This window comes from Marinobacter sp. UBA3607, from assembly GCF_002375525.1.
In the GTDB taxonomy this organism is placed as follows: Bacteria; Pseudomonadota; Gammaproteobacteria; order Pseudomonadales; family Oleiphilaceae; genus Marinobacter; species Marinobacter vinifirmus.
This window is the reverse complement of record NZ_DFLY01000032.1, coordinates 126066-151684: the sequence shown is the minus strand read 5'-3', so window position 1 is coordinate 151684 and position 25619 is coordinate 126066. Positions and strand designations below refer to the sequence as shown.

Below are 25619 nucleotides of genomic sequence, written 5' to 3'. Positions count from 1 at the left end.
GCGGTAAACCATGACTGACGTTGCCAACAAAAACAAAGAGGACAACGAAGACCAAAAACCCGGTTCGCCGGGTGTTCTGAAAATCATGCAAAGCATCCTGGCCGGGGCCCTCGGTGTGCAATCCGACCGGCGCCGGCAGGAAGACTTCTCCAGCCACAGTCCCGTGCCCTACATAGTTGCGGGGCTGCTGTTTACGGCCGCCTTCGTAGGCGGCCTGATCCTTGTGGTGAACCTGGTACTGGCCGGTCAGTAACCTACTGGCCAGCCACCCAGATTACGGCAAACGACACAGTTAACACGACTAAAAGAACGGCTGCTACGGCATCGACCTTGCTGTCTGAACCTGCAGATTTGCTCATGGCTACCTTCACCTCTCTTTATTGGCTTTTGTTCTTCGCGTACGCCCTTCATTTAAGCAGCAAATTGATATTCGTCCAGCCCTTCAGCGCCGCCCTTATCACCTGAATCGATAATGTTATGTTGAAATAATCATTTTGAGAATAACAAGCCGGTGATATCCTGCCCCACAGGAATAAGGCGCTCCCTATTTTCGAGCCCGATATCACAAGACTCTTTGATGTAGCAGGCAGGACGTTACCCTATGTACGTTTACGATGAACACGACAAGCAAATCGCAGCCGAGCGTGTGGCCCAGTTCCGGGATCAGACCGAACGCGCACTGGCCGGTGAGCTTTCCGAAGAGGAGTTTCTTCCCCTTCGCCTCCAGAACGGCCTTTATGTTCAGCGTCATGCCCCAATGCTTCGCATCTGCGTACCCTACGGTATGCTGCGCTCCGAACAATTACGACGGCTGGCGCGGATTACGCGGGATTACGACCGTGGCTACGCACATGTAACCACCCGGACCAACATCCAGCTGAACTGGCCAAAGCTGGAAGATGTGCCGGATATCCTGGCCGAGTTGGCAGAGGTAGAGATGCACTCCAACCAGACCAGCGGCAATTGCATTCGTAACACCACCACAGACCAGTTCTCCGGTGTGCAGGCGGACGAAATTGCCGATCCGCGGCCCTACTGCGAAATCATCCGGCAGTGGTCTACCTTTCATCCGGAATTCGCCTTCCTGCCCCGCAAGTTCAAGATTGCAGTGAACGCTTCGGAGAAGACCGACAGGGCCGCCATCCAGATTCATGACATCGGCCTGCAACTGGTCCGGAATGAACAGGGTGAGCTGGGTTTCCGGGTACACGCCGGCGGCGGTCTCGGCCGCACCCCCATGGTTGGGCCCGTTATCCGGGAGTTCCTGCCGGAACTGGACCTGCTCACTTACCTCGAGGCCATCGTTCGGGTGTACAACCGCTATGGCCGCCGGGACAACAAGTTCAAGGCGCGTATCAAGATTCTGGTAAAAGCCCTGACACCGGCCGGGTTCGCCGAAAAGGTCGAGGCTGAGTGGGCACAGATCAAGGATTCCCCCACCCGTCTCACCCCTGACGCGATCACGAAGTTTCAGGGCTACTTTACCGAGCCGGACTATCAAACACTGGAAAACGCCAGCGACCTGCTGGGCAAGCAACGTTTTGAGAACCGGGAATTCGACAAGTGGCTGACCCACAACGTGGACGAGCACAAGAAGCCCGGTTACGCCATCGTCACCCTGACCCTCAAGAAAACCGGCACACCTCCGGGCGATGTAACAGACGCCCAGCTGGAAGACATTGCCGACCTGGCCGACGAATACAGCTTCGGCGAAGTTCGGGCCACCCATGAACAGAACATTGTCCTTGCAGATGTACGCCAGGACCGCCTGTTCGAGCTTTGGCAGCGCATTACCCCGATGGGCTTTGCCACCGCCAACCTGCACACCCTGAACGACATCATCTGCTGCCCGGGTGGCGACTTCTGCGCCCTGGCCAATGCCAAGTCGATCCCCATCGCGGAAGCCATTCAGCGCCGCTTTGACAACCTGGATTTCCTGTACGACCTGGGCCCGATCGACCTGAACATCTCCGGCTGCATGAATGCCTGCGGCCATCACCATGTCGGCAATATCGGCATCCTGGGTGTCGACAAGAAGGGCGAAGAGTTCTATCAGGTAAGCCTTGGTGGCGCTTCCCATCACGACGCCGCCATCGGCAAGATCCTTGGGCCATCATTTGCCCGGGAAGAAATGCCCGATGTGGTTGCGAAGATTATTGACGTGTTTGTTGAGAAACGCACAGAAGAAGAGACTTTCCTGGATACCTATCGCCGGGTTGGTCTGGATCCTTTCAAGGAGCGGGTTTATGCCTGATGTCATTGCCGTTGACGGCACCCTTCGTAACGACAACTGGGCCGTGGTTGCCCGCCCGGAAGCCGGCGAATCGCTGGCCATTCCAGAGGGCCAGCCGGCACTGATCCCGGTGGATCTCTGGCTGGCCGGAGCTGAACACTATGCCGGGCGGGAAGATATCGGCGTATGGTTCGACAGCCATCACGAACCAGAACTGTTGGCCGACAGAGCCAACCAGCTGCCGGTAATAGCCGTTAACTTCCCACGCTTCGTGGATGGACGGGGCTACAGCATTGGCCGCTTGCTGCGGGAAAGGTACGGATACAGCGGCGAGCTGCGGGCCATAGGTGACGTACTGCTGGATCAGCTCCAGTTTATGAAACGCTGCGGCTTCGATGCCTTTGTGCTTCGGGCTGACAAAGACGCCACCAAGGCAGCCCGCTGCCTGAACTTCTTCTCCCAGACCTACCAGGCGGCAGCCGACACCGACGTGCCGCTGTTCCGCCGCCGGGCTTCCTGAGGAAGCCCGTTACTGGATTTTCTGGTTACGGAACGCGCTCAGCACTTTCCACAGGGTGTGCTCGAGCGCGGCACTGGTGGCCAGCCCGAGTTTTTCCGGCAGTGTCCGCTTGCGCTGGAAAGATACCGACACGACATCCCCCCGATCACAAGCCTCGATCAGGTATTCGTCTGAGGTTTTGATCTCGTCAATCAGTTTGACCTCCAGCGCCCGCTTGCCAAACCAGATGTCACCGTTCGCCACCGCCTGGATATCCAGGTCAGGACGGCGCTCACTGACGTATTCCTTGAACAGGCCGTGGGTGTCTTCGAGGTCTTCCAGGAACTTCTGGCGGCCTTTGTCGGTGTTCTCACCAAACACGGTCAGGGTGCGTTTATGCTCACCGGCTGTCAGCACTTCGAAGTCCACGTCGTTCTTTTTCAGGAACCGGTGGAAGTTGGGCAGCTGTGCCACCACGCCTATGGAGCCCAGCACTGCAAACGGAGAGGCAATAATTTTGTCTGCGACGCAGGCCATCATATAACCGCCGCTGGCGGCCACCTTGTCGACACAGGCGGTCAGCGGAACGCCCTTGCTGCGGATGCGGTCCAGCTGCGCGGCAGCCAGGCCGTAGGCGTGTACCAGGCCGCCACCACTTTCAAGGCGCACCACTACTTCATCGGTTTTCGGGTCTGCCACACTGAGCACCGCAGACACTGAACGGCGCAGGGTATCGGTGTCGCTGGCCTTGATGTCGCCATCAAAGTCGATCACATAGATCCGGGACTTGCCAGGCTGCTCACCCTCACCTTCCTTGGTGCTGCTTTTTGCGGCTTTTTTCTCGGCCTTATATTCTTTCTTTTTCTTCTTCGACCAGATTTTGTATTCTGCATCGGACATCAGGCGGGTCTGGATAGACTCTTTCAGCTTGCGGTACTGGTCGTTCAGCTTTCGGATTTTCAGCTCACCTTCACCTTCGTGGTCATCGCGATCACGATGGGCAGCCGAAAAGATAATAGAGGCAAGAATGATGGCCGCCACAACGAAGGTGGCAACCTTGGCAAGGAACAGGCCGTATTCGGTGAGAAATTCCAAAATGCAGTCTCCGGAAGTGTTTCGCAAAGCCAAGAGTGTACCCGCTCGGGCCAAGTGTGATAAGCCCGAAAGAAAATTAAAACAAGCGTTCGATCAAGCTTGACACACACTCTCTGTGCCCATAAAGTCGAATTGCGAAGTCACCATGACAAGACAACCACCAAAAAGGGTAAAACAATGTCTGTAGCTCAGGTATTTGAAAAGCTGGAACAGAACTTCAACGCAGACGCGGCACAGGGCCTGGACCTGGTCTTCCAATTCGATATCGAAGACGACAAGACCTACAACCTGGAAATCAACGACGGTACCTGCAAGATGAACGAAGGTGCCCACGATGATCCTTCCGTTACCCTGATCATGAACTCTGAAACCCTTCAGGGCATTGTTTCCGGCGAAACTGACGGCATGCAAGCATTCATGGCTGGTCAGCTGCGCGCCGAAGGCGACATGATGCTGGCCACCAAGCTGGGCGAACTGTTCAACATGGGCTAATCCCCTGCAGAGCGTTCCACAAAAAAACCTGCGCAAGTCGCAGGTTTTTTTGTGGCTGGACAAAAGCCCTAAAAACGGGCCGGCTGTTACAGCCCTACGTCATCCAGCGATGATTCCGCCAGCTTCAGAAGATCGGTGTTGCGATCTTCACGGCGGCCGATGCTTTCAATGTAGTATTCCAGCGAGGTCAGAGCATCCGCCAGCGCTTCCAGCACCTGGGAAACCGGCGCTTCGCGGGCATCCAGCAGCCGCTCCTGGATAGAAGCCGCAACGCGTGCGATCACATCCGCGGCCTGCGGATCGTTGACCATCACCAGGCCACCCCAGATGCTTCGCAATGTTCCGGGCAGGTTTGCCAGGTGCAGCTTGTCGTAGTCAGATTCAATAAACGCAGTAATCGCCCGCTTGGCCAGGGTCAGTGCACTTCGGGCTTCGTCTGCTACCACCCAGACCGCTTCCTGCAGGTAAATCGACTCTTCTGCTTTGCGCTCACTGGTAGCCAGGGCGTCGGTTTCAGAGGTAATGCCACGGGGCACAATCTGCATCACCGCGTCTTCAACACCCAGCACCGAATCGGCCAGGCGATATAGTTCGTCTTCCTCCGGCAGGCGATCCTCTTTTTGCCACTGGCGAAGCTTGCCAGCTTCTTCGCGGGCAACACCCGCCAGACGGTTCAGGTCGAGCATCACCAGGGTATTGGCCAGGCGTTCGAGAGACTCGGCAATGGACACCAGTTCAGCAAGATCCGGCTCGATGCCCCGTTCGATGATATCCAGTTTGTCCTTGAGCTGGTTCAGCTCTTCCTGCAGCGCTTCCGACAGGGATTTCAGGACGTCGGAACCCGGGCCATATAACCGGCGGGAGTGGGCTTCCAGCAGGGAGTCCGGGAAGTCAGACGGTGCTACCTGCCAGGCTGACAAGACTTCGGCGACTTCCGGGTTGCCGGAACCACTGCGGTACAGCAGGTAGACCAGGTCACGAATCAGGGAATCCGGAGCGTCTTTTGCGGTAGCAACCTTGCCCACATACACCACTTCTCGGGCGTATTTCTCAATACGCATCAGCAGCCGCTTGCGGGCTTTATTGAACACCATCGCCCGGTCGAGCATGGTGTCCGCAACGGTGGCCAGCAAACACCACATCTGCCCCATGGGTGCGCCCTGGCACAATCTTGCAAAGCCCCGGGCCGAGCGGGCAATCAGTTTTTTACTGACCACCTCGTTCCGGTCCCGTAAAACACCCAGCAACGCCACCTGGAAGGTCAGGCGCATGCGCCGGGCAAGGATTTCGTATTCCGCTTCGCCACCTTCCAGCGGCTGAATCGCCTTGCCCTTGCAGAAATCCGGGCATTCCCTGACCTCCAGGTCAAAAAAGCAGGATTCGGGATAAGGTTTTTCGCGGCGGGCTTCGCGCAGATCGTTTATCACCGGCAACAATAGCTCGGGATGGTCCTCCCGCTGCTGGTGGTAATACTCTACATAGCGGCGAAGAATGAACAGCGCACCGCTGAGAGTGGTCAGGAGAATGTTTTTGTCGTCGTTTGCGCCAACAGGTACATCGTTGGCCAGGCTGACGGCTTCCTGGCAAAGCAGTGTGCCACCGCGCAGCTCCACCAACAAGAAAATGCCGCGAAGCTGGTTCAGGTAATCGACACAGTTTTGCAGGTCTTCCCCGCTCTCGCGGTTTTCCTGGAAACGTTCAAGGCTGGCCTCGGCCTGCTTGATGGTCTGTTCGATTTCGCTTTTGACCAGATCAAACGACTGCGATTTCGTCGCCAGAGACGATTGAACCATAAACGTTTCCTGCTTCCTTACAAAGAATAATCAGTTACCAAAAAACTGGCGAACTTCCCATTACTTATAACACAGAATTCAAGTACCTCAAGAAAGCCGGAATGTAACATTTGGTACACCCTGACCCAGTTCTCATTCTGCTCCCTGTAACTTGCTCCAAACCGTTCCGCCGGCCTGTTTTTCCATCATCGCCATGAACGCATCATGGGCTTCGGCTTCTTCATCACTGGCGCGTACAACGGCCAGCGGCTGGCGCTCTGAACTGATCCTGCGCAGGCCTCCGGCGCTACCATCATCACCGGCGCCGCTGTCCAGTGACAGCGCGGTCTGGCCGCCGGTCATCAGCAGATAGACATCGGCCAGGATCTCGGCATCCAGCAAAGCGCCGTGCAGGTCACGGTTGCTGTTATCTACGCCGTAACGCTTACAGAGCGCGTCCAGGTTGTTCTTCTGGCCCGGATGCTTGGCCCGGGCGATAGCCAGGGTATCGACAACACCGCAGTGGTCCGCCGTTTTGCGGACAGGCTTCAGGCGTGCAAACTCGGAATCCATGAAGCCGACGTCGAACGCCGCGTTATGGATAACCAGCTCGGCGCCCTTGATGAATTCGAAGAACTCGTCGGCAATCTCCGCGAATTTCGGTTTGTCTTTCAGAAATTCGTTGGTAATGCCGTGAACGGTTATGGCTTCGGCCTCTACTTCCCGTTCCGGATTGATGTAAACGTGGTAGTTCCTGCCCGTCAGCTGCCGCTCGACCACCTCAACACAACCAATCTCGATAATCCGGTGGCCATCGTTGGGATCAATACCCGTTGTTTCGGTATCCAGTACGATCTGTCTCATTGCTTACCTTCAGAAATACCCATCAGACTTTAGAAAATGCCGGTTCAGCTGCCGGACAACTCAGCCACGCCACGATTCGCCAGCTCATCCGCCAGCTCGTTATCCGGGTGGCCGGAATGCCCTTTGACCCAGTGCCAGCTTACTTTGTGCCGGGCGGCTTCAGCATCAAGCTCCTGCCAGAGGTCGGCGTTTTTAACCGGTTTTTTGGCCGAGTTTTTCCAGCCGTTACGCTTCCAGCCGGCCATCCATTCGGTGATGCCTTTACGGACGTATTGGGAATCGGTGTACAGTTCCACCTCACACTCCCGCTTCAACGCCCTCAAGCCCTGAATGGCGGCCATGAGTTCCATACGGTTATTGGTGGTTTGCGCCTCTCCGCCGTGCATGGTTTTGCAGGCATCGCCATAACGCAACAATACACCCCACCCGCCGGGGCCCGGGTTACCTTTACAGGCACCATCGGTATACATCACTACCTTGCCGGCCATTCACACTCCTGAACTGTTCTGCTGTTTCTTTACCGTGCCGGTACTGGCGCAGGTTCCGTGGGAACCCACAGCCCCGGGTAACGACACGACCCGTGTTTTGCGCCAGGGCACCCGCCGCTGCAACCGGGCATAGACACGTTTGCGGGCAAGGATACAGTAATAGGCCCCGACTGGCAGGAAATGTCCATGACAATCCAGGTCTTTGCTTTGCCGGCTTATATAGTTGCCCTTTCTTTGCAGCGGAAGCGTACAGAAAAACGTGGCACTGCCCTCCAGCTGAAACCCCAGCAACCTGAGCCAGTCTTCCATCCTCGCCCGGAGCAGAAAACGACCGCCCCATGGGCCAAGCTGATGCCGCGAAACAAGCTTGCGCGCGCCCCAGAGACTCAGCGGGTTAAATCCGATCAAAGCCAGGTGCCCTTCTCCCCGCAACACCCGGGCCGACTCCCGGAGCACCTGGTGTGGATCCGGTGAAAAGTCGGCAGTGTGGTGCAGGATGACCAGGTCCATGGAATCCCCGGGAAACGGCAACTCGTCCGCATCGCAAACCGCTACACCGTCCGGCATGTGGGGATACCAGGCTGGCGTGGTGATAATTTTCTGGGAGAAGTCGGTACCGCTGGCCAGGGGCAATCGATGGCTCAGCCCCACCTGCAATTGCCGGGCGCCGGTTAATCCATCCAGGTGATGGTCAAGGACACGCCGCTGGCTGGCCAGCAGGGCGCGGCCAAGCGGGGTCTGTATCCAGCGCTCGAAACTTTCGTGGCGTGCGGAATAATCTACAGGCTGCAAACCTTTCACCAGGATTTCTCCAACATCAGCGCCCCTGTTCCGGGCCGGATTCGCGGGCGCGCTTCTTGGGATGACAGCACGGTTGCATTATCATAACAGGCACATTCATCGAGCACATGGGGCCACCATGTTCAGTATTCACCCGATTCCGGCGTTTTCAGACAACTATATCTGGTGCCTGGCAGACCAGGACACCGGAAAGGCACTGATTGTAGACCCGGGGCAGGCGCAGCCGGTGAAGGACTACCTGGCCGCCAACAACCTGGTTGCAGACACCATCCTCGTTACCCACCACCACCCGGACCACGTCGGCGGCATCAAAGACCTGCAGCAGGCATGGCCAGACGTGCGCGTGGTCGGGCCGGCGGAATCCCCGTTCAAGGGCAGCAATCACCCTGTTCATCCCGGTGACGAAGTTGCCTGGCAGGGGCTGACCTTTGACGTGCTGGCCGTGCCGGGCCACACCCTCGACCACCTGGCTTATTTCAGCCCCACACAGGTCGATGGCAAGCCGGTACTGTTTTGTGGCGACACCTTGTTTGTTGGCGGTTGTGGTCGCTTGTTCGAAGGCACGGCGGAGCAAATGCACCAGTCCCTGAGTACCCTCCGGGACCTGCCCGGCGATACAGCCGTGTATTGCGCCCATGAATATACCCTGGCCAACCTGCGCTTTGCCCGTAGCTGGTTGCCCGACGACCAGGCCCTGGCGGATTTCGAACAGCAGTGCCAGGCACGCCGTGACCAGGGCCTGCCCACCGTGCCCTCAACCATAGCCGCCGAGAAATCGCTGAACCTGTTCCTGCGCTGGGACGACCCGGCAGTGGCAGAAGCCGCCCATCGGTACTGTGCCGAGCAGGGTTTGCCCTCCGGCTCGGACAGCGAAATTTTTGCAGCAGTCCGGCACGGAAAGGATCATTTCTGATGCTTTCCGGCGCTGCCGGTTAACAGTTCTTGTCACAGCTGTAACACGGCAATTCTTGACCGCCGTGAAAGGGCTTTCTTAGAATCCCAACCTGCTATCGACCGTAACCAGTCATTTCTGCCGGCCCTTTATACATGACGCTGCCGGCGCTACTCGGAACTCTTTTATGCCGGTCAAACGACTCTCATATGTGTTACTCGCTTCCTCGCTGCTTTCTGCCTGCAGCAGTACCCAGATCATGGAGAACTGGAACTCCCCATCAGCCTGGTTCGGATCGGACACTGACCAGCAAGGCAACCCGGTGGATTCCGAGAAGGTAGTAGTAGCCCGGGGAGACGAAGACCTGAAAGCCTCGGTGACAGCCGGCAATGGCAATGAAGCCACGGATGCCCCGCTGGACGACGCCATCTCCCCGGAACTGCGCGCCAAGGCGAAGGATGCCCGGCAAAAACTGGACGATCCGAAAACCCGGGCAGATGCCAGTGCCGACAGCCAGGACCTTTGGGACCGGATGCGTTCAGGTTTCGCCATGGACCACTCTGTCGACAACCCCAGGGTCAAGTCACAACTCGACTGGTACGCCCGCCACCCGAGCTACATCAAGCGGGTTGTCGAACGGGGCTCTCGTTACCTGCACCATATTGTGGAAGAAACCGAGGCACGGGGTCTGCCGACAGAAATGGCCCTGCTGCCGATTGTCGAAAGTGCGTTCGACCCGTTTGCCTATTCCCATGGCCGGGCAGCCGGCCTCTGGCAGTTCATTCCTTCTACCGGCAAATACTTCGGCCTGACCCAAAGCTGGTGGCACGACGACCGCCGTGATGTTCTGGAAGCAACCGACGCAGCCCTGACCTACCTGGACCGTCTGGCAAAGCGGTTTGACGGTGACTATACCCTCGCCCTGGCCGCCTATAATGCCGGTGGCGGCACCGTATCCAGCGCCATGCGGCGTAACCGGAATGCTGGAAAGCCGACGGATTTCTGGTCTCTGTCACTGCCCAAGGAAACCAGACACTATGTGCCCAAGCTGATTGCACTGGCCAAGATCTTCGACAACCCCGAAGCCTATGGCATCGAGTTGCCAGCACTGGACGACGAGCCCTACTTCGAAGTGGTTGATACCGGCTCACAGCTGGACCTGGCCCAGGCTGCCGAGCTGGCCGGGGTGGATATTGATGAAATCTACCTGCTGAACCCGTCTTACAATCGCTGGGCCACCAACCCGGAAGGCCCGCACCGTCTCCTGGTTCCGAAACAGAATGCCGGAGAGTTCCGCCAGGCCCTCGCGAATTTCCCGAAAGAACAGCGTGTATCCTGGCAGAACTACAAGGTCCGCAAGGGCGACAACCTGAACAGCATCGCCCGGAAGTTCGGCACGACTACGTCCGTGGTGCGCCAGGTGAACAAGCTGGATTCCGACCTGATCCGCATTGGCCAGAGCTTGCTGATTCCATCCTCAACCCGCGGCGCCGATGCCTATGCCCTGAGCCAGTCCCAGCGCCTGCAGCGCACTCAGTCACGCAAACGGGATGGCAACAAGGTTTCCTATACCGTGCGTTCCGGCGACACCTTCTGGGACATTGCCCGCGAACACCGGGTATCGGTGCGTGAAGTGGCCGCCTGGAACGGCATGGCCCCCGGCGACCCGCTGATTCCCGGCAAGAAGCTGGTTATCTGGTCCAAGAATGCACAACCCACCGTTGCCTCCAACAACTCCGCCCGCAGCAAGGCGTTGGTTCGCAAGGTAGGCTACCGGGTCCGCAGTGGCGACTCACTGTCTGCCATTGCCAGCCGTTTCTCGGTGAATGTGCGGGACATCGCATCATGGAACGATCTTAATACCAAGCGTTATCTGCAACCCGGACAAAGTCTGGTACTCTACGTTGACATAAGAAACAGCCCTTAACGTGCGAGAACCATGATAAAAACACGGAAAGCCGCCTTTTCACTGACCAGTATTTTCACCTCCCTGGCCCTGATGGCCGCCGCAGCAACCAGTGTTGCGGAAACCCCGGCGGCTTCGACTCCCGCTCCCGTGCACGGCATTGCCATGCACGGCGAGCTGAAGTATCCGGAAAATTTCAGCCACTTTGACTACGTAAATCCGGACGCCCCGAAGGGCGGCACCCTGCGTATGTCTGTGGTGGCCAACGGCTTCGACAGTTTCAACCCGTTTGTTATCCGGGGTGTTGCGGCAGCTGGCGTCAGTACCTACGTTTACGACACCCTCCTGGAATCCTCTGCCGACGAACCGTTTTCCGAATACGGACTGATCGCCGGGAGCGTTGAAGTACCGGAAGACCGCAGCTACGTGATCTTCAACCTGCGGGAGCAGGCCCGCTTCCAGGACGGGGAGCCCATTACCGCCGAAGACGTTGAATTCTCGTACCGGATACTCACCACCGAAGGCCACCCTTTTTACCGCAACTACTATGCGGACGTGAGCAAGGTCACCGTCGAAAACAGCCATCGTATCCGCTTTGATTTCGGTGCCACCGAAAACCGTGAACTGCCCCTGATCCTCGGGCAGATGCCTGTGATGCCGGCCCACTACTGGGCCGACCGAAAGTTCGAAGGTAACGGCCTGGATGTCCCGGTTGGCAGCGGCCCTTACCGCATCGACAGCTACGAGGCCGGGCGCTCGGTAACCTATGAGCGGGTCGATGACTATTGGGCGGAAGACCTGGGCATCCGCAAGGGCCGTTTCAATTTCGATCGCATCAAGTACGAGTACTACAACGACGACACCGTCGCCCTGGAATCCTTCAAGGCCGGCAACTTCGATTTGCGGGTGGAGACCTCCGCCAAGAACTGGGCCACTGCCTACACCGGGCGCGGCTTCGACAACGGCGAAATCACCAAGGAAGCGGTTGAACACCACCGCCCCAGCGGCATGCAGGGCTTTGTTTTCAACACTCGTAAAGCAGTGTTCAAAGACCCGAAGGTACGCAGGGCCCTGGCCTATGCCTTTGACTTTGAATGGGCCAACCGCAACCTGTTCTTCGATCAGTACACCCGCACCGACAGCTATTTCGAGAACAGCGACCTGGCCTCCTCCGGCTTGCCCTCCGGCCGCGAGCTGGAGATTCTCGAGACGTTCCGGGATCAGCTGAACCCGGCTGTTTTCACCGAGACCTACACGCCTCCGACGACCGGTGACGGCACCTCCATGCGGGATAACCTGCGCACGGCCATGCAACTGCTGCAGCAAGCCGGCTACAGCGTCCGCGACGGCAAGATGGTGCACGCGGAAACCGGCAAGCCACTGGCCTTTGAGGTGCTGCTGTTTCAGAAAAGTTTCGAGCGCGTTGTCCTGCCCTTCCGGCAGAACCTTGAGCGCCTCGGGATTGACGTATCCGTGCGGCTGGTGGACAGCAACCAGTATGTTCAGCGGGTACGGGATTTTGATTTCGACATGATCACCCAGGTATTGCCCCAGTCCGATTCTCCGGGCAATGAGCAACGCGAATACTGGCACTCATCCAACGTGGATGTGTCCGGTTCCCGCAACTACATGGGTGTGAGTGACCCGGTGGTGGACCGCCTGGTGGAGATGGTCATCCAGGCACCGGACCGGGACGAACTGGTATACCGCGTCCGCGCCCTGGACAGGGTATTGTTGCACGGCCACTATGTGATCCCCCACTGGCACCTGACCAGGGACCGGGTTGCGTACTGGAACAAACTGCAGCGCCCGGAGGTCACACCGAAAAACGGTATCGACCTGAACAACTGGTGGGTCAAACCCTGATCCGCCGGTTTATTCCACAGCAGTAACGGAAGGACTCCTCCCCTCAATGGGCATTTACATACTCCGCAGGCTGGCCCTGATTATCCCGACCCTGGTCGGGATAATGCTGCTGAATTTTATCATCGTGCAGGCGGCGCCCGGCGGGCCTGTAGAACAGCTGATCGCTGAAATGGAAGGCCACGGCGGCAGCGCCCTGGCCCGGGCCGGTGGTGGAGACACCGGCGGCGAGGTGGCGACCGGCTCTTCTGACAGCCGGGGTTCCCGGGGCCTGCCACCGGAACTGCTGCAAGAAATCGAGGCAATGTACGGCTTCGACAAACCGGCCCATGAACGTTTTCTGATGATGTTAAAGGACTACGCCACCTTCGATTTCGGCGAGTCTTTCTTCCGGGACCGTACGGTCATCGAACTGATCATCGATAAAATGCCCGTTTCGGTATCCCTGGGGCTCTGGTCTACCCTCATCATCTATCTAATCTCTATTCCCCTGGGTATTCGCAAAGCGGTCTCGGACGGCTCGCGCTTCGACGTCTGGACCAGTTCCGCCATCGTGGTGGGCTATGCCATTCCCGGCTTCCTGTTCGCCATCCTGCTGATCGTACTGTTTGCCGGTGGCAGTTACTTCGACTGGTTCCCGCTGCGGGGGCTGACCTCTGCCGATTTCGATCAGATGACCTGGTACCAGAAGATTGGTGACTACTTCTGGCACCTGGCCTTGCCGGTAACCGCCAACGTCATTGGCGGTTTTGCCACCCTGACCCTGCTCACCAAGAACTCCTTCCTGGATGAAATCGGCAAGCAGTACGTGGTCACGGCCAGGGCCAAGGGCCTTGAGGAAAAACAGGTGCTTTACGGCCATGTATTCCGTAACGCCATGCTGATTGTGATTGCCAGCCTGCCCGGGGTACTGGTGTCGCTGTTCTTTACCGGCTCCCTGCTGATTGAAGTTATCTTCTCCCTGGACGGTCTGGGCTTACTGGGTTTCGAGGCCGCCCTCAATCGCGATTACCCGGTCATCTTTGGCACCCTGTATATCTTCACCCTGATGGGCCTGGTCCTGAAGCTGATCAGCGACATCACCTACGTGCTGGTGGACCCCCGTATCGACTTTGAAAGCCGGGAGGGTGCGTAGTGCCAACACTCTCTCCCATACAGAAGCGACGGCTTCGTAACTTCAAGGCCAACCGGCGCGGCTACTGGAGCCTGTGGTTGTTCCTGCTGCTATTTGGCCTGTCCCTGGTCGCCGAGCTGATCGCCAACGACAAGCCGTTGATGGTGTCCTATCAGGGCGACTGGTATTTCCCGGTAGTACAGAACGTGCCGGAGGAAACCTTTGGCGGCTTCCTGCCCACCGAAACGGACTACCGGGATGATTTTATCGCCGGGGAAATCAACGCTAACGGCTGGATGATCTGGCCGCCAATCCGCTTCAGCTACAACACCATCAACTACGACCTCGACGTACCGTCACCAGCGCCCCCCAGTGCCGAGAACTGGCTGGGTACCGATGACCAGGGCCGGGATGTCGCCGCCCGCGTTATCTACGGGTTCCGAATTTCCGTGGTGTTCGGCCTGACCCTCACCATTGCCAGCTGTATTGTGGGCGTAATCGTGGGCGCCATTCAGGGCTATTACGGCGGTAAGGTTGACCTGTTCGGGCAACGGTTCATCGAAATCTGGTCCGGCCTGCCCATGCTCTACCTGCTGATTATCCTGTCGGCTATCGTTCAGCCCAATTTCTGGTGGCTGCTGGGCATCATGCTGCTGTTCAGCTGGATGGGGCTGGTGGATGTGGTGCGCGCCGAGTTCCTGCGGGCCCGAAACTTCGAATACGTGAAGGCTGCCCGAGCCCTGGGCCTGGAGAACCGTCACATCATGTTCCGGCACATACTGCCCAATGCCATGGTCGCCACCCTCACCTTCCTGCCCTTTATCCTGACCGGTGCCATTACCGGCCTGACCTCACTGGATTTCCTGGGCTTCGGCCTGCCGTCCGGGTCGCCATCCCTGGGGGAACTGATCGCCCAGGGCAAGTCCAACCTGCACGCACCCTGGCTGGGCATTTCGGCGTTCGTGTCTTTGTCCGTAATGCTGACCCTGCTGGTGTTTACCGGTGAAGCCGTGCGTGATGCCTTTGACCCGAGAAAGAACTGATATGAGCGAACTACTGAACATCTCGGGGCTTTCCATCCGTTTCGACAAGGGCCCGCTGGTGGTGGATGACCTGTCCCTATCCATTAACAAAGGCCAGACCCTGGCGCTGGTGGGTGAAAGCGGTTCCGGTAAGTCGGTTTCCGCCCTGTCGGTACTGCGCCTTCTGGACGAGCGCCACGCCGACTATCCGTCTGGCAGCATCACCTATCAGGGCGAAGACCTTCTGAAGGCCCCGGAAAAACGGTTGCGGCAAATCCGGGGGCGGAAGATCAGCATGATCTTCCAGGAGCCCATGACGTCCCTGAACCCGCTGCACACGGTAGAGAAGCAGATTACCGAAACGCTGGAACTGCACATGGGCCTGCGGGGCGAGCAAGCCCGGGCGCGATGCATGGAACTGCTGGCGCTGGTGGGCATTCCGGAACCGGAACGTCGCCTCAAGAGTTATCCGCACCAGCTTTCAGGTGGGCAGAAGCAACGGGTCATGATTGCCATGGCCCTGGCCAACGAGCCGGAGTTACTGATTGCAGACGAACCCACCACCGCTCTGGATGTCACCGTACAGAAGCAGGTGCTGGAACTGCTGAAATCCCTGCAGCAGAAGCTCGGTATGGCCATGCTGCTGATTACCCATGATCTGAGCCTGGTGCGCCGGTATGCCGATAACGTGGTGGTTATGGAGCGCGGCAAACGGGTCGAAGAAGCACCGGTCGCCACCCTGTTTGAATCGCCATCCCACCCCTACACCCGCAAGCTGATTGATGCGGAGCCACCGGAACACCCGGTTGCGGCAGAAACCGGCGGCCCTGAGCTGATCAAAGTCGATAAGCTGAACGTGCACTTCCCCATCAAAAAGGACCTGTTTGGCCGGGTAAAAGAGAGCTACCACGCCGTTCGGGACGTGGCTTTCACAGTGCGCCCCGGGGAAACCCTGGGCATTGTCGGTGAAAGCGGCAGTGGCAAGACCACCATCGGCCACGCGTTGTTAAAGCTCACCGGCGCAACCGGCAACATCCAGCTGGGTGGCACCGACATCGGCAACCTCACCCAGAAAGCCTTCCGGCCCTGGCGCAAGCGTATCCAGATTGTGTTCCAGGACCCGTTCGGCAGCCTGAGCCCGCGCATGTCCATTGCCGAAATTGTCGGCGAAGGCCTGACGATTCACGACCCGGACAACCAGGACCAGCACGAAGCCCGTGTCATCCGCGCCTTGCAGGATGTCGGCCTGGACCCGGAAGCCAGGCACCGATACCCCCATGAGTTCTCCGGAGGGCAACGCCAGCGCATTGCGATCGCCCGTGCCCTGGTTCTGCAACCTGAGCTGATTATCCTGGACGAGCCGACATCCGCGCTGGACCGAACCGTGCAGAAACAGGTGATCGAACTGTTGCGGGATATACAGCAGCGATATCGGTTAAGCTATATCTTTATCAGCCATGACCTGGCCGTCGTCCGGGCATTGAGCCACAAGCTGCTGGTGCTCCATCATGGCAGCATCGTGGAGTACGGCGATGCGGAGAAGATCTTCCGGCAACCGGAACAGCCGTATACCCGGGAATTGCTGAACGCAGCCTTCTTCTACCAGACTACGACCAATTGACCGTTACCCGCGTGTACCCCGGTCGGGGATAATACGCGCAAATCACAGGAACACAGGGAGCAGATACCCATGGGAATTCTCAGTGGCAAGAAAGCACTGATTGTTGGCGTAGCCAGCAAGCATTCCATCGCTTACGGCATTGCCGAGGCGTTTGCCCGTGAAGGCGCCGAATTGGCCTTCACCTACCAGAACGAAAAGCTGCAGTCCCGCGTTGAGAAATTCGCGGAACAGTGGGGCAGCACCATCACCCTGCCCTGCGATGTCGCCAGCGACGAGCAAATCGAGAATGTGTTCACCGAGCTGAACAAGCACTGGGACAACATCGACATCATCATCCACGCCGTTGGCTTTGCCCCGGCCCACGAGCTGAACGGCAACTATGTGGATGTCACCACCCGCGAAGGCTTCAAGATTGCCCACGACATCAGCTCCTACAGCTTCGTAGCGCTGGCCAAGGGTGCCCGCAAGATGATGCACGAAGGCAGCAGCCTGCTGACCCTGAGCTACCTGGGTGCCGAACGTGTCCTGCAGAACTACAACGTGATGGGCCTGGCCAAGGCCTCACTGGAAGCCAACGTCCGTTACATGGCCGCCAGCCTGGGCGAAGAAGGCATCCGGGTGAACGCGATTTCTGCCGGCCCGATCAAGACCCTGGCCGCCTCCGGTATCGCCAGCTTCCGCCGTATGCTGAGCGAGAACGCCAAGCGCGCTCCGTTGCGTCGTAACGTGACTACAATTGAAGTCGGTAACGCCGCTGCGTTTATGTCGTCTGACCTGGCCTCCGGTATCACTGGCGAGGTTCTGTACGTAGACGCCGGCGCCAATATCTCCGGCATGGGTTCGCTGGACGACTGAGCACCGCCGTTGAAAAGCACTGCCAAATAACGCAGACTAACCAGCTCACCGGCGGGCGGACAACCGCCTGCCGGCACCATTTGCGTTAATCTTCAGTCACCGGGGAAGCACTACAAGATGTCGGGCAAGAAACTGGAAAACCTGAACGTGGCCAGCCAGGAACCACTGATCACTCCTGAAGCCCTGAAAAGCGAACTGCCGCTTTCAGATACCGCTGCAGAAACCGTGGCCAACGGCCGTCAGGCAATCTACGACATCATGGACGGCAAAGACCACCGTCTGTTCATTGTAGTTGGCCCCTGCTCTATCCACGACGTGGACGCTGCCCGGGACTATGCCAACCGACTGAAGAAACTGGCCGACGAAGTCAGCGATACCCTGCTGCTGGTGATGCGGGTTTACTTCGAAAAGCCGCGGACCACCGTTGGCTGGAAAGGCCTGATCAACGATCCGCACCTGAACGATACCTTCGACATCGAACAGGGCCTGCACATCGGCCGTCGCCTGCTGCTGGATATCAATGAACTGGGCCTGCCAACGGCAACCGAGGCGCTGGATCCGATTTCTCCGCAGTACCTGCAGGACACCATCGCCTGGTCTGCTATCGGAGCCCGTACCACGGAATCCCAGACCCACCGGGAAATGAGCAGTGGCCTGTCTATGGCTATCGGCTTCAAGAACGGCACCGACGGCAGCCTGGATGTTGCTGTTAACGCCATGAAATCGGTCTCCCATCCTCATAGCTTCCTGGGCATCGACCAGCAGGGTAAAGGCGCCATCATCCGCACCAAGGGCAACAACTACGGTCACGTAGTACTGCGCGGTGGCGGTGGTAAGCCCAACTACGATTCTGTGAACGTTGCCCTGTGTGAGCAGGCGCTGGAGAAAGCCAACCTGCGCAAGTCCATCATGGTGGACTGCAGCCACGCCAACTCCAGCAAAGACCCGGCCATCCAGCCGCTGGTAATGCAGGACGTTACCCACCAGATCCTGGAAGGCAACAAGTCTATCCAGAGCCTGATGGTGGAAAGCAACATCAACTGGGGCAACCAGTCTATTCCGGAAAACCTGGCAGACCTGAAGTACGGCGTGTCGGTAACCGACGCATGTATCGACTGGGAAACCACCGAGAATGCGATCCGCACCATGCGGGAAAAGCTCAAGGACGTACTGCCCAAGCGAATCGACTGATTCGATTCGCAAGGCATAAAAAAACTGGGCCCATTCAGCTCCGGTTTTTTTTTATGCCTGATGTTTGGCCAAACTCAATATGGCTCGGGTTGTACGCCCAGCCAGTCCAGGCGGTTGCGCAGGGTGACCACCTCGCCAATAATCACCAGCGTGGGCGCGGCCACTTCCCGGTTTTCGATGATACCCACGATGGTCTCCAGCGTACCGGTAATGACTTCCTGCTCCGGCGTGGTGCCCTTTGACACCAGTGCAACCGGCATATCCGGCGCCATGCCGTGGGCGATCAACTCCCGACTGATAATCGGCAGGCCCACCAGCCCCATGTAGAACACCAGGGTCTGGCTGGTCTGCACAAAATCAGCCCAGGGCAGATCACAACTGTCGTTCTTCAGGTGGCCGGTAATAAACCGGACCGACTGGGCATAGTCCCGATGGGTCAACGGAATTCCCGCGTAGGCCGAACAACCAGAGGCGGCGGTGATACCCGGCACGACCTGAAACCGCACCCCGGCCTGGGCCAGGGTTTCGATTTCCTCGCCACCACGGCCGAAGATAAACGGATCGCCGCCCTTCAGGCGTACTACCTTATGCCCTTCACGGGCCAGGTCCACCAGGCGCTGGTTAATCTGATCCTGCGGCAGGGTATGGTTAGCACGCTGCTTGCCGACATGGATCTTCTCGGCAGTTTCCGGAATCAGGGCCATGATTTCCGGTGACACCAGGCGGTCGTACAATACCACTTCCGCGTTGGTAATCAGCCGCCAGGCTTTCAGGGTCAGCAACTCGGGGTCGCCGGGCCCGGCGCCCACCAGGGCAACCTCTCCGGCAGAGTTGTTCGGGTTTTCGGTAATCGGATTCGCCCGATACCTTGGTGCGGCAGAGGCCACACCAATCGCTCCTGGCGATGGAGTACCTTCTTTATTCTGGCTCATTGGATTCTGTCCAGGCCTCTCATATACGGCTTCAGCACTTCCGGAACGAGGATGCTGCCGTCCGCCTGCTGGTAGTTTTCCATCACCGCAATCATGGCGCGGCCTACCGCCAGGCCGGAGCCATTGAGGGTGTGTACCGGCTCCGGCTTGCCGGTTTCCGGGTTGCGCCAACGGGCCTGCATACGGCGAGCCTGGAAATCGCGGGTATTGGAGCAGGACGAAATTTCACGGTACTTGCCCTGCCCCGGCAGCCACACTTCCAGGTCGAAGGTCTTGGCCGCAGAGAAGCCCATATCGCCGCCACACAGGGTCATTACCCGGTACGGCAATTCCAGCAACTGCAGCACTTTCTCGGCGTGGCCGGTGAGCTGCTCCAGCGCCTTGGCGGAGTCTTCCGGGCGCACCACCTGAACCAGCTCTACCTTGTCGAACTGGTGCTGGCGAATCATGCCCCGCACGTCACGGCCGTAGGAGCCGGCTTCGCTGCGGAAACAGGGTGTGTGGCAAACCAGGCGCAGCGGCAACTCCGCATCATCCAGAATGGTGTCAGACACCAGGTTGGTGGCCGGCACTTCCGCCGTCGGAATCAGGTACAGCGGGTTGTCACCGGCGGTACGGAACAGGTCTTCCTCGAACTTCGGCAACTGACCGGTGCCAAACAGCGTATTGGCATTCACCAGGTACGGCACATAGGCCTCGGTGTAACCATGCTCTTCGGTGTGCAGGTCGAGCATGAACTGGGCCAGGGCACGGTGCAGGCGGGCCAGCTGGCCGCGCATTACGGCAAACCGGGAATGGGCCAGCTGGCTGGCTTTCTCGAAATCCAGGCCTTTCAGATCTTCACCCAGTGCCACGTGATCTTTCGGCTCAAAGTCGAATTCCCGGGGGGTGCCCCACAGGCGGGTTTCGACGTTGTCGTCTTCATTCTTGCCCGCCGGAACGTCTTCGTCCGGCAGGTTGGGAATTCCGGCGAAGAAGGCATTCAGGGATTCCTGGACGGAACGCAATTCGTCTTCCGCTTCAGCTTTCTGGCGCTTCAGGTTGTCCACTTCCTCCAGCAAAGGCTGGATATCCTCACCGGCCGCCTTGGCCTTGCCGATGGACTTGGAACGCTTGTTCTGCTCGCTCTGCAGTGTTTCCGTACGAACCTGGATGGCTCGGCGGCTTTCCTCTAACCGTTCGAAGGTAGCCACATCAAACTCGAAGTTCTTAATGGCCAGCCGGCGGGCGATTTCTTCAGTCTGGGTACGGACACGTTTCGGATCGAGCATGATCTTCCTGAATTTTCCGGTTAACGAATGAATTAGAATATAGCGGCATTATACCTGCCGGAGTGCTGCTGGCCACCTTCTGCCCTGCGCCCGGCACAAATTCAGTAAACCGGGGGTATCAATAGCGCTTTTTCGGGCTCTGGGCATCCAGGGTGTCGAGTCGTTGGCGTTTCTCGGCCAGCCTGATTTCCAGCCCGCGCATCACCGGTTCGTAATAACGGCGCTGGTGGATGGCTTCCGGCAGATAGGATTCACCGGCGGCGAAGGCATCGGGCTCGTCATGGGCGTAACGGTATTCCTCGCCATGGCCCATGCTTTTGAGGAGCTTGGTCGGGGCATTTCGCAGGTGCACCGGCACTTCATAGTCCGGGTCTTTGCGAATATCGGCCATGCACTGGTTGTAGGCCTTGTAGACCGCATTGCTCTTGGGCGCCATGGCCAGGTAGGTAACCGCCTGGGCCAGGGCCAGTTCCCCTTCCGGAGAGCCGAGCCTTTCCTGTGCATCCCAGGCCTGCATGGTGATCTGCAGCGCCCGGGGGTCCGCGTTGCCGATATCCTCGCTGGCGATGCGCACCAGCCGCCGCGCCACGTAAAGCGGATCGCAACCGCCGTCGAGCATCCGGCACAGCCAGTACAGGGAGCCGTCCGGGTTGGAGCCACGTACGGATTTGTGCAGGGCGGAGATCTGGTCGTAGAACACGTCGCCACCCTTATCAAACCGGCGCAGACTGGTTTGCAGCACCTGTTCCAGGGTGGCGGCGGTAATGCGGCTGGATTCGGGGCCTTCCGGGTCTGCCAGGTCGGCCGCGACTTCCAGGATATTCAGGGCGCGGCGGGCATCGCCACCGGCGGATTCGGCCAGGGTGTCCAGTACGTCTTCATCAATCAGCAGCCTGCCGCCAAAACCGGCGTCACTGGTGAGCGCCCGGTTCAGGAGTTGCAGGATGTCATCCCGCTCAAGGTTTTTGAGCACGTAAACCCGGGTGCGGGATAACAGGGCGCTGTTCAGCTCGAAGGAAGGGTTTTCCGTAGTGGCGCCCACAAAGATAAAGGTGCCGTTTTCGATATGGGGAAGAAAAGCATCCTGCTGGCTTTTGTTGAAGCGGTGTACTTCATCCACAAACAGCAGGGTTTCGCGCCCCTGGGACTGTTTTCGGTTACGGGCCCGCTCCACCACTTCGCGGATTTCTTTCACCCCGCTAAGCACCGCAGACAGGGTTTCATAGGAAAGCTCGCCAACATTGGCCAGCAACCGGGCAAAGGTGGTTTTGCCCACCCCGGGCGGCCCCCACAGGATCATGGAGTGCAACTGGCCCTGTTCTACGGCCCGGCGCAGGGGTTTGCCGGGGCCAACGAGGTGCTTCTGGCCTACGTAGTCATCAAGGGTTGCCGGCCGCATGCGGGCGGCCAGCGGCTGGAAACCGGCTTCAGTCTGAAACAGGCTGTCCTGCATCAGACGCCATCCCGGATAACATCAACCTCCTCCGGGTATTCCAGCCGGAAGGCGCTGCGTTCAATGTCTTCGTTCAGACGGATCTCGTCAAAGCTGAGGATGCTCATCTGGGACAGGGAATCCTCCATGCGCATTTCCTGCAGCTCACCATCATAGAAGCTCAGGCGCAAAGAGGTGAACAGCGAATCGGCGCTGCGAGGCTCCAGGGTAAACTCCCGGGTATCTTCCCCGATACTGCGGCCAGACACCCTGTAGCTTTCATTCAGGTTACCCACCTCGCCACTGAGCAACAGCGCCGGAGTAGTCTGGATACGGTCATCCAGGGTATGGATGGTTACCTGCTCCAGGTCCGGATCGTAAACCTCTACTTTTTCACCATCACTGACAATGAACTGGGACAGCGGCGCACCGGTTTCCCAGTAGAACAGGCCCGGGCGCTTGGCCTTCAGGTTGCCCCGGGTTTCCTGCACGCGGCCACCGCTGGAGTCCACCACAATCTGGATAAACCGGGCCTGGTAGGTTTCGTAGCTGCGCAGAATGGATGAAAGCTGCTCCGCCGCCTTGACGGATTCCTGATCGTTGTCGGCGAAGGCTTGCGCATTTGTGCCAATCGCCAGAATAAAGGCCATTCCGGTCAACAGTGATCTGATCATAGGTTAATCTCCTAGTCTCGTGGCGGCGGAGGCGCCAGCACTTCACGTGCGCCATTGTGTCCCGCCGGACTGACCACACCGGAAGCCTCCATTGCATCCACCAGATTGGCGGCCCGGTTGTAGCCGATTTTGAATTTACGCTGCACCGACGAGATCGACACCCGCCGGTTTTCCGTGACAAAGGCCACCGCCTCGTCAAACAGGGCGTCCCCTTCGTCTCCACCGCCCCCTTCCGAGAGGGTTGGAACACCGGGCAGGTTCTCGCCCTCGGCGCCATTAAGGACGTCGTCCACGTACTCCGGTTCGCCCCGGGCTTTCCAGGCACTGACTACCCGATGCACTTCGTCATCGTCCACAAAGGCACCGTGAACCCGAACCGGCAGGCCGGAGCCCGGCGGCAGGTACAGCATGTCACCGTGGCCGAGCAGCTGCTCCGCCCCGCCCTGGTCCAGTACTGTGCGGGAGTCGATCTTGGACGACACCTGGAACGAAATCCGGGTCGGGATGTTGGCCTTGATCAGGCCGGTAATCACGTCCACCGACGGCCGCTGGGTGGCCAGGATCAGGTGGATACCCGCCGCCCGGGCTTTCTGGGCGATACGGGCAATCAGCTCTTCCACCTTCTTGCCGACGATCATCATCATGTCGGCGAATTCGTCGATCACCACCACGATAAACGGCAGGGTGTCGAGTTCCGGGCGTTCCTGCTCGTCATTGGCCAGGTATTCGTCCGGTTTCCAGAGCGGATCCAGCAAAGGTTCGCCTTCGGCGCGGGCGTCCTTCACCTTCTTGTTGTAACCGGCAATGTTTCGCACACCCAGATTCGCCATCAGGCGGTAGCGGCGCTCCATTTCGGCCACACACCAGCGCAATGCGTTGGCGGCTTCTTTCATGTCGGTTACGACCGGCGCCAGCAGGTGGGGAATGCCGTCGTAGATGCTCAGCTCCAGCATCTTCGGGTCCACCATGATGAAGCGAACTTCTTCCGGAGTCGCCTTAAGCAGCATACTCAGCAGCATGGCATTGACACCCACAGACTTACCGGAACCGGTGGTACCGGCCACCAGCAGGTGGGGCATCTTGGCCAGGTTGGCCACCATGGGGTTGCCACCGATATCATTACCCAGTGCCAGGGTCAGCGCAGACGACGATTCGGTAAATACCCGGGCTCCCAGCACCTCGCTCAGGCGCACGATTTCCCGCTCTTCGTTCGGTATCTCGATACCCACTACGGATTTTCCGGGAATCACTTCCACAACCCGAACGCTGAGCACCGCCAGGGAGCGGGCGAGGTCTTTGGCCAGGTTGGAAATCTTGCTGACTTTCACCCCGGCCGCAGGCTTGATCTCGAACCGGGTAATGACCGGTCCGGGGTTTACTTCTACAACCTCGACGGACACCCCGAAATCGGCCAGCTTTTCTTCCAGCAGGCGGGACATGTGTTCCAGGGATTCCTCGGAGTAGCCTTTTTCTTTGTGCTCTTCGGCCGGGTCCAGCAAGGAAATGGGCGGAATCGGGCTCTCGATGTCCTCGAGTAGCGACGCCTGCTTGTTCGAAGCCTTCTTGTCCGACGGTTTCTGCTCGTCTTTCTTGAACGGAGAAATCTTCAGGGAGCGGCTGGCTTGCGGAGCCGGTTTGTCGGAGCTGAGAGCCGGCTCGGGCCGGGGTTCGTCGACTTCACGGGAGCTGAAGCTTTCCAGCCGCACCGGTTCCGGGTCTACATCGGCAAGGCCTTCCAGCCCGGGTTCTTTACGGACTTTCGGTGCAGGCGCCTTCTGCTCTTTGTTGGCGACTTTGGCGCGGCGGCGTAACAGACGGTTCCACCAATGCCCGGATTTTGGTTTGGTACTGTCCGGACCTTCATCAGCCACCTTGTCCCGAATAACCGGCGGCTCGGGTTCCGGCTTTGCCGGCCGTTCGGGCTGTTCGGCTTTGTTACCCGCGCGGGTAAACAGCGCCTTGATGGCCAGCCCTGCCTTCACGGTTAAGGCCCCCACCTGGTCCATCAGCCGGAACCAGGACAAACCAATGGTGACCGTAAGGGCAAACAGGAAGATCGCAATCAGCAGCAGTGTGGTGGCCGGCAGGTTAAAGAAGCGCACCATGGCTTCCGACACCGCCATGCCCATCACACCCCCGGAGGATTCCCCCAGCCCGAACACCGAATACAGTGACAACAGGCTGGTGGCAGAGAGCAGGATCAGCAGGAAACCACCGAAGCGCACCATGAACAACGGCCAGTGCAGATCCAGTGACTGGTTACGCAGGCGAATAAGCATGACCGCATAACCGGCAATCATGGCAGGAAACAGCCACGAGACATGGCCGAAGAAATCCATCAGCAGGCTGGCCAGCCAGGCGCCGGTGCGCCCTGCGTAGTTCTGCACGCTGGTGTCGTGGCCGATACTGGCCCAGCCGGGATCAGACGGGCTGAAGGTAAACAGGGCCATGGCCAGATAGATGCAAAGCACTATCAGGCCAATGACAGCCCCTTCACGGGCGCCCTGTGCCATCAGGCGGCGAAAGCGTTTCTGTTTTTCCGTCAGCTCGGCTGATACTGCTTTTTTCGCTTTAGCGGATTCCGCCATGAATGCCCAAACCG

The 25619-nt window shown here is 58.6% G+C and carries 21 protein-coding genes and 1 pseudogene; 12 read left to right on the top strand and 10 right to left on the bottom strand.

What is annotated here, in order from left to right; translation table 11 throughout:
• Positions 1–10 precede the first annotated feature (10 nt).
• The 3 genes from B2589_RS12305 (at position 11) to B2589_RS12295 (ending at position 2753) form a co-directional block, all read left to right on the top strand.
• The gene (locus B2589_RS12305) at positions 11–253 is read left to right on the top strand and encodes a DUF2970 domain-containing protein (RefSeq protein WP_286816767.1); all 243 of its coding nucleotides are present in this window, start codon (positions 11–13) and stop codon (positions 251–253) included.
• Between the two features lie 348 nt (positions 254–601).
• Positions 602–2254, top strand: coding sequence for a nitrite/sulfite reductase (locus tag B2589_RS12300; protein WP_286816766.1), 1653 nt, complete (start codon positions 602–604; stop codon positions 2252–2254).
• Entirely contained in the window at positions 2247–2753 is a 507-nt protein-coding gene (locus B2589_RS12295; RefSeq protein ID WP_286816765.1) for a DUF934 domain-containing protein, read from the top strand. The genes B2589_RS12300 and B2589_RS12295 overlap by 8 nt, the downstream gene beginning before the upstream one ends.
• Before the next feature lie 9 nt (positions 2754–2762).
• On the opposite strand, the gene sohB is transcribed toward B2589_RS12295, so the two are convergent.
• Entirely contained in the window at positions 2763–3827 is a 1065-nt protein-coding gene (sohB, locus tag B2589_RS12290; protein ID WP_286816764.1) for a protease SohB, read from the bottom strand.
• Between the two features lie 177 nt (positions 3828–4004).
• Between sohB and B2589_RS12285 the strand changes: the two genes are divergently transcribed.
• Positions 4005–4319 (top strand): SCP2 sterol-binding domain-containing protein, encoded by a 315-nt coding sequence (locus tag B2589_RS12285; RefSeq protein WP_058340870.1) that lies wholly within the window; start codon positions 4005–4007, stop codon positions 4317–4319.
• Positions 4320–4405: 86 nt separating this feature from the next.
• On the opposite strand, the gene B2589_RS12280 is transcribed toward B2589_RS12285, so the two are convergent.
• From B2589_RS12280 to B2589_RS12265, 4 genes are all read right to left on the bottom strand, one after another.
• Positions 4406–6112: a chemotaxis protein gene (locus tag B2589_RS12280; RefSeq protein WP_286816763.1), complete on the bottom strand. Its 1707-nt coding sequence runs from the start codon at positions 6110–6112 to the stop codon at positions 4406–4408.
• A 132-nt stretch (positions 6113–6244) separates the two neighbouring features.
• A complete protein-coding gene (dnaQ, locus tag B2589_RS12275; RefSeq protein ID WP_199457562.1) occupies positions 6245–6955 on the bottom strand; it encodes a DNA polymerase III subunit epsilon in 711 nt (236 codons plus the stop codon).
• 44 nt (positions 6956–6999) lie between these two features.
• Positions 7000–7443: a ribonuclease HI gene (gene rnhA, locus B2589_RS12270; protein ID WP_199457563.1), complete on the bottom strand. Its 444-nt coding sequence runs from the start codon at positions 7441–7443 to the stop codon at positions 7000–7002.
• The gene (locus tag B2589_RS12265; RefSeq protein WP_286816762.1) at positions 7444–8244 is read right to left on the bottom strand and encodes a class I SAM-dependent methyltransferase; all 801 of its coding nucleotides are present in this window, start codon (positions 8242–8244) and stop codon (positions 7444–7446) included.
• 118 nt (positions 8245–8362) lie between these two features.
• Between B2589_RS12265 and gloB the strand changes: the two genes are divergently transcribed.
• The 8 genes from gloB to B2589_RS12225 all read left to right on the top strand — a co-directional run bounded on the left by gloB (position 8363) and on the right by B2589_RS12225 (position 18708).
• Complete coding sequence (gene gloB / locus B2589_RS12260) at positions 8363–9157, top strand: hydroxyacylglutathione hydrolase (RefSeq protein ID WP_286816761.1); 795 nt, start codon at positions 8363–8365, stop codon at positions 9155–9157.
• 166 nt (positions 9158–9323) lie between these two features.
• Entirely contained in the window at positions 9324–11063 is a 1740-nt protein-coding gene (locus B2589_RS12255) for a LysM peptidoglycan-binding domain-containing protein (RefSeq protein ID WP_286816760.1), read from the top strand.
• 12 nt (positions 11064–11075) lie between these two features.
• Positions 11076–12908 (top strand): extracellular solute-binding protein, encoded by a 1833-nt coding sequence (locus tag B2589_RS12250; protein ID WP_286816759.1) that lies wholly within the window; start codon positions 11076–11078, stop codon positions 12906–12908.
• A gap of 46 nt (positions 12909–12954) precedes the next feature.
• On the top strand, positions 12955–14040 hold the full coding sequence (locus B2589_RS12245) for a microcin C ABC transporter permease YejB (protein WP_199457568.1): 1086 nt from the start codon (positions 12955–12957) through the stop codon (positions 14038–14040).
• Complete coding sequence (locus tag B2589_RS12240) at positions 14040–15062, top strand: ABC transporter permease (protein ID WP_286816758.1); 1023 nt, start codon at positions 14040–14042, stop codon at positions 15060–15062. Before B2589_RS12245 ends, B2589_RS12240 begins: the two co-directional genes overlap by 1 nt.
• 1 nt (position 15063) lies before the next feature.
• Positions 15064–16662, top strand: a complete 1599-nt coding sequence (locus B2589_RS12235; protein ID WP_094624041.1) for an ABC transporter ATP-binding protein — start codon at positions 15064–15066, stop codon at positions 16660–16662.
• Between the two features lie 69 nt (positions 16663–16731).
• Entirely contained in the window at positions 16732–17517 is a 786-nt protein-coding gene (locus tag B2589_RS12230) for an enoyl-ACP reductase FabI (protein ID WP_199457569.1), read from the top strand.
• 117 nt (positions 17518–17634) lie between these two features.
• A complete protein-coding gene (locus B2589_RS12225; RefSeq protein ID WP_199457570.1) occupies positions 17635–18708 on the top strand; it encodes a 3-deoxy-7-phosphoheptulonate synthase in 1074 nt (357 codons plus the stop codon).
• A gap of 74 nt (positions 18709–18782) precedes the next feature.
• Here the strand turns inward: B2589_RS12225 and cobA are convergent.
• From cobA to B2589_RS12200, 5 genes and pseudogenes are all read right to left on the bottom strand, one after another.
• Positions 18783–19598: pseudogene (cobA, locus tag B2589_RS12220) on the bottom strand (uroporphyrinogen-III C-methyltransferase); the annotation flags it as partial.
• Positions 19599–19636: 38 nt separating this feature from the next.
• Positions 19637–20911, bottom strand: a complete 1275-nt coding sequence (gene serS, locus B2589_RS12215) for a serine--tRNA ligase (protein ID WP_232901081.1) — start codon at positions 20909–20911, stop codon at positions 19637–19639.
• A 118-nt stretch (positions 20912–21029) separates the two neighbouring features.
• Positions 21030–22364, bottom strand: a complete 1335-nt coding sequence (locus tag B2589_RS12210) for a replication-associated recombination protein A (protein ID WP_286816757.1) — start codon at positions 22362–22364, stop codon at positions 21030–21032.
• Positions 22364–22993 carry an outer membrane lipoprotein chaperone LolA gene (gene lolA, locus B2589_RS12205; RefSeq protein ID WP_414673958.1) on the bottom strand — a complete coding sequence of 210 codons (630 nt, stop codon included), beginning with the start codon at positions 22991–22993 and terminating at the stop codon, positions 22364–22366. The genes B2589_RS12210 and lolA overlap by 1 nt, the downstream gene beginning before the upstream one ends.
• A 35-nt stretch (positions 22994–23028) precedes the next feature.
• Positions 23029–25605, bottom strand: coding sequence for a DNA translocase FtsK (locus B2589_RS12200; protein WP_286816755.1), 2577 nt, complete (start codon positions 25603–25605; stop codon positions 23029–23031).
• Between the last annotated feature and the right edge of the window lie 14 nt (positions 25606–25619).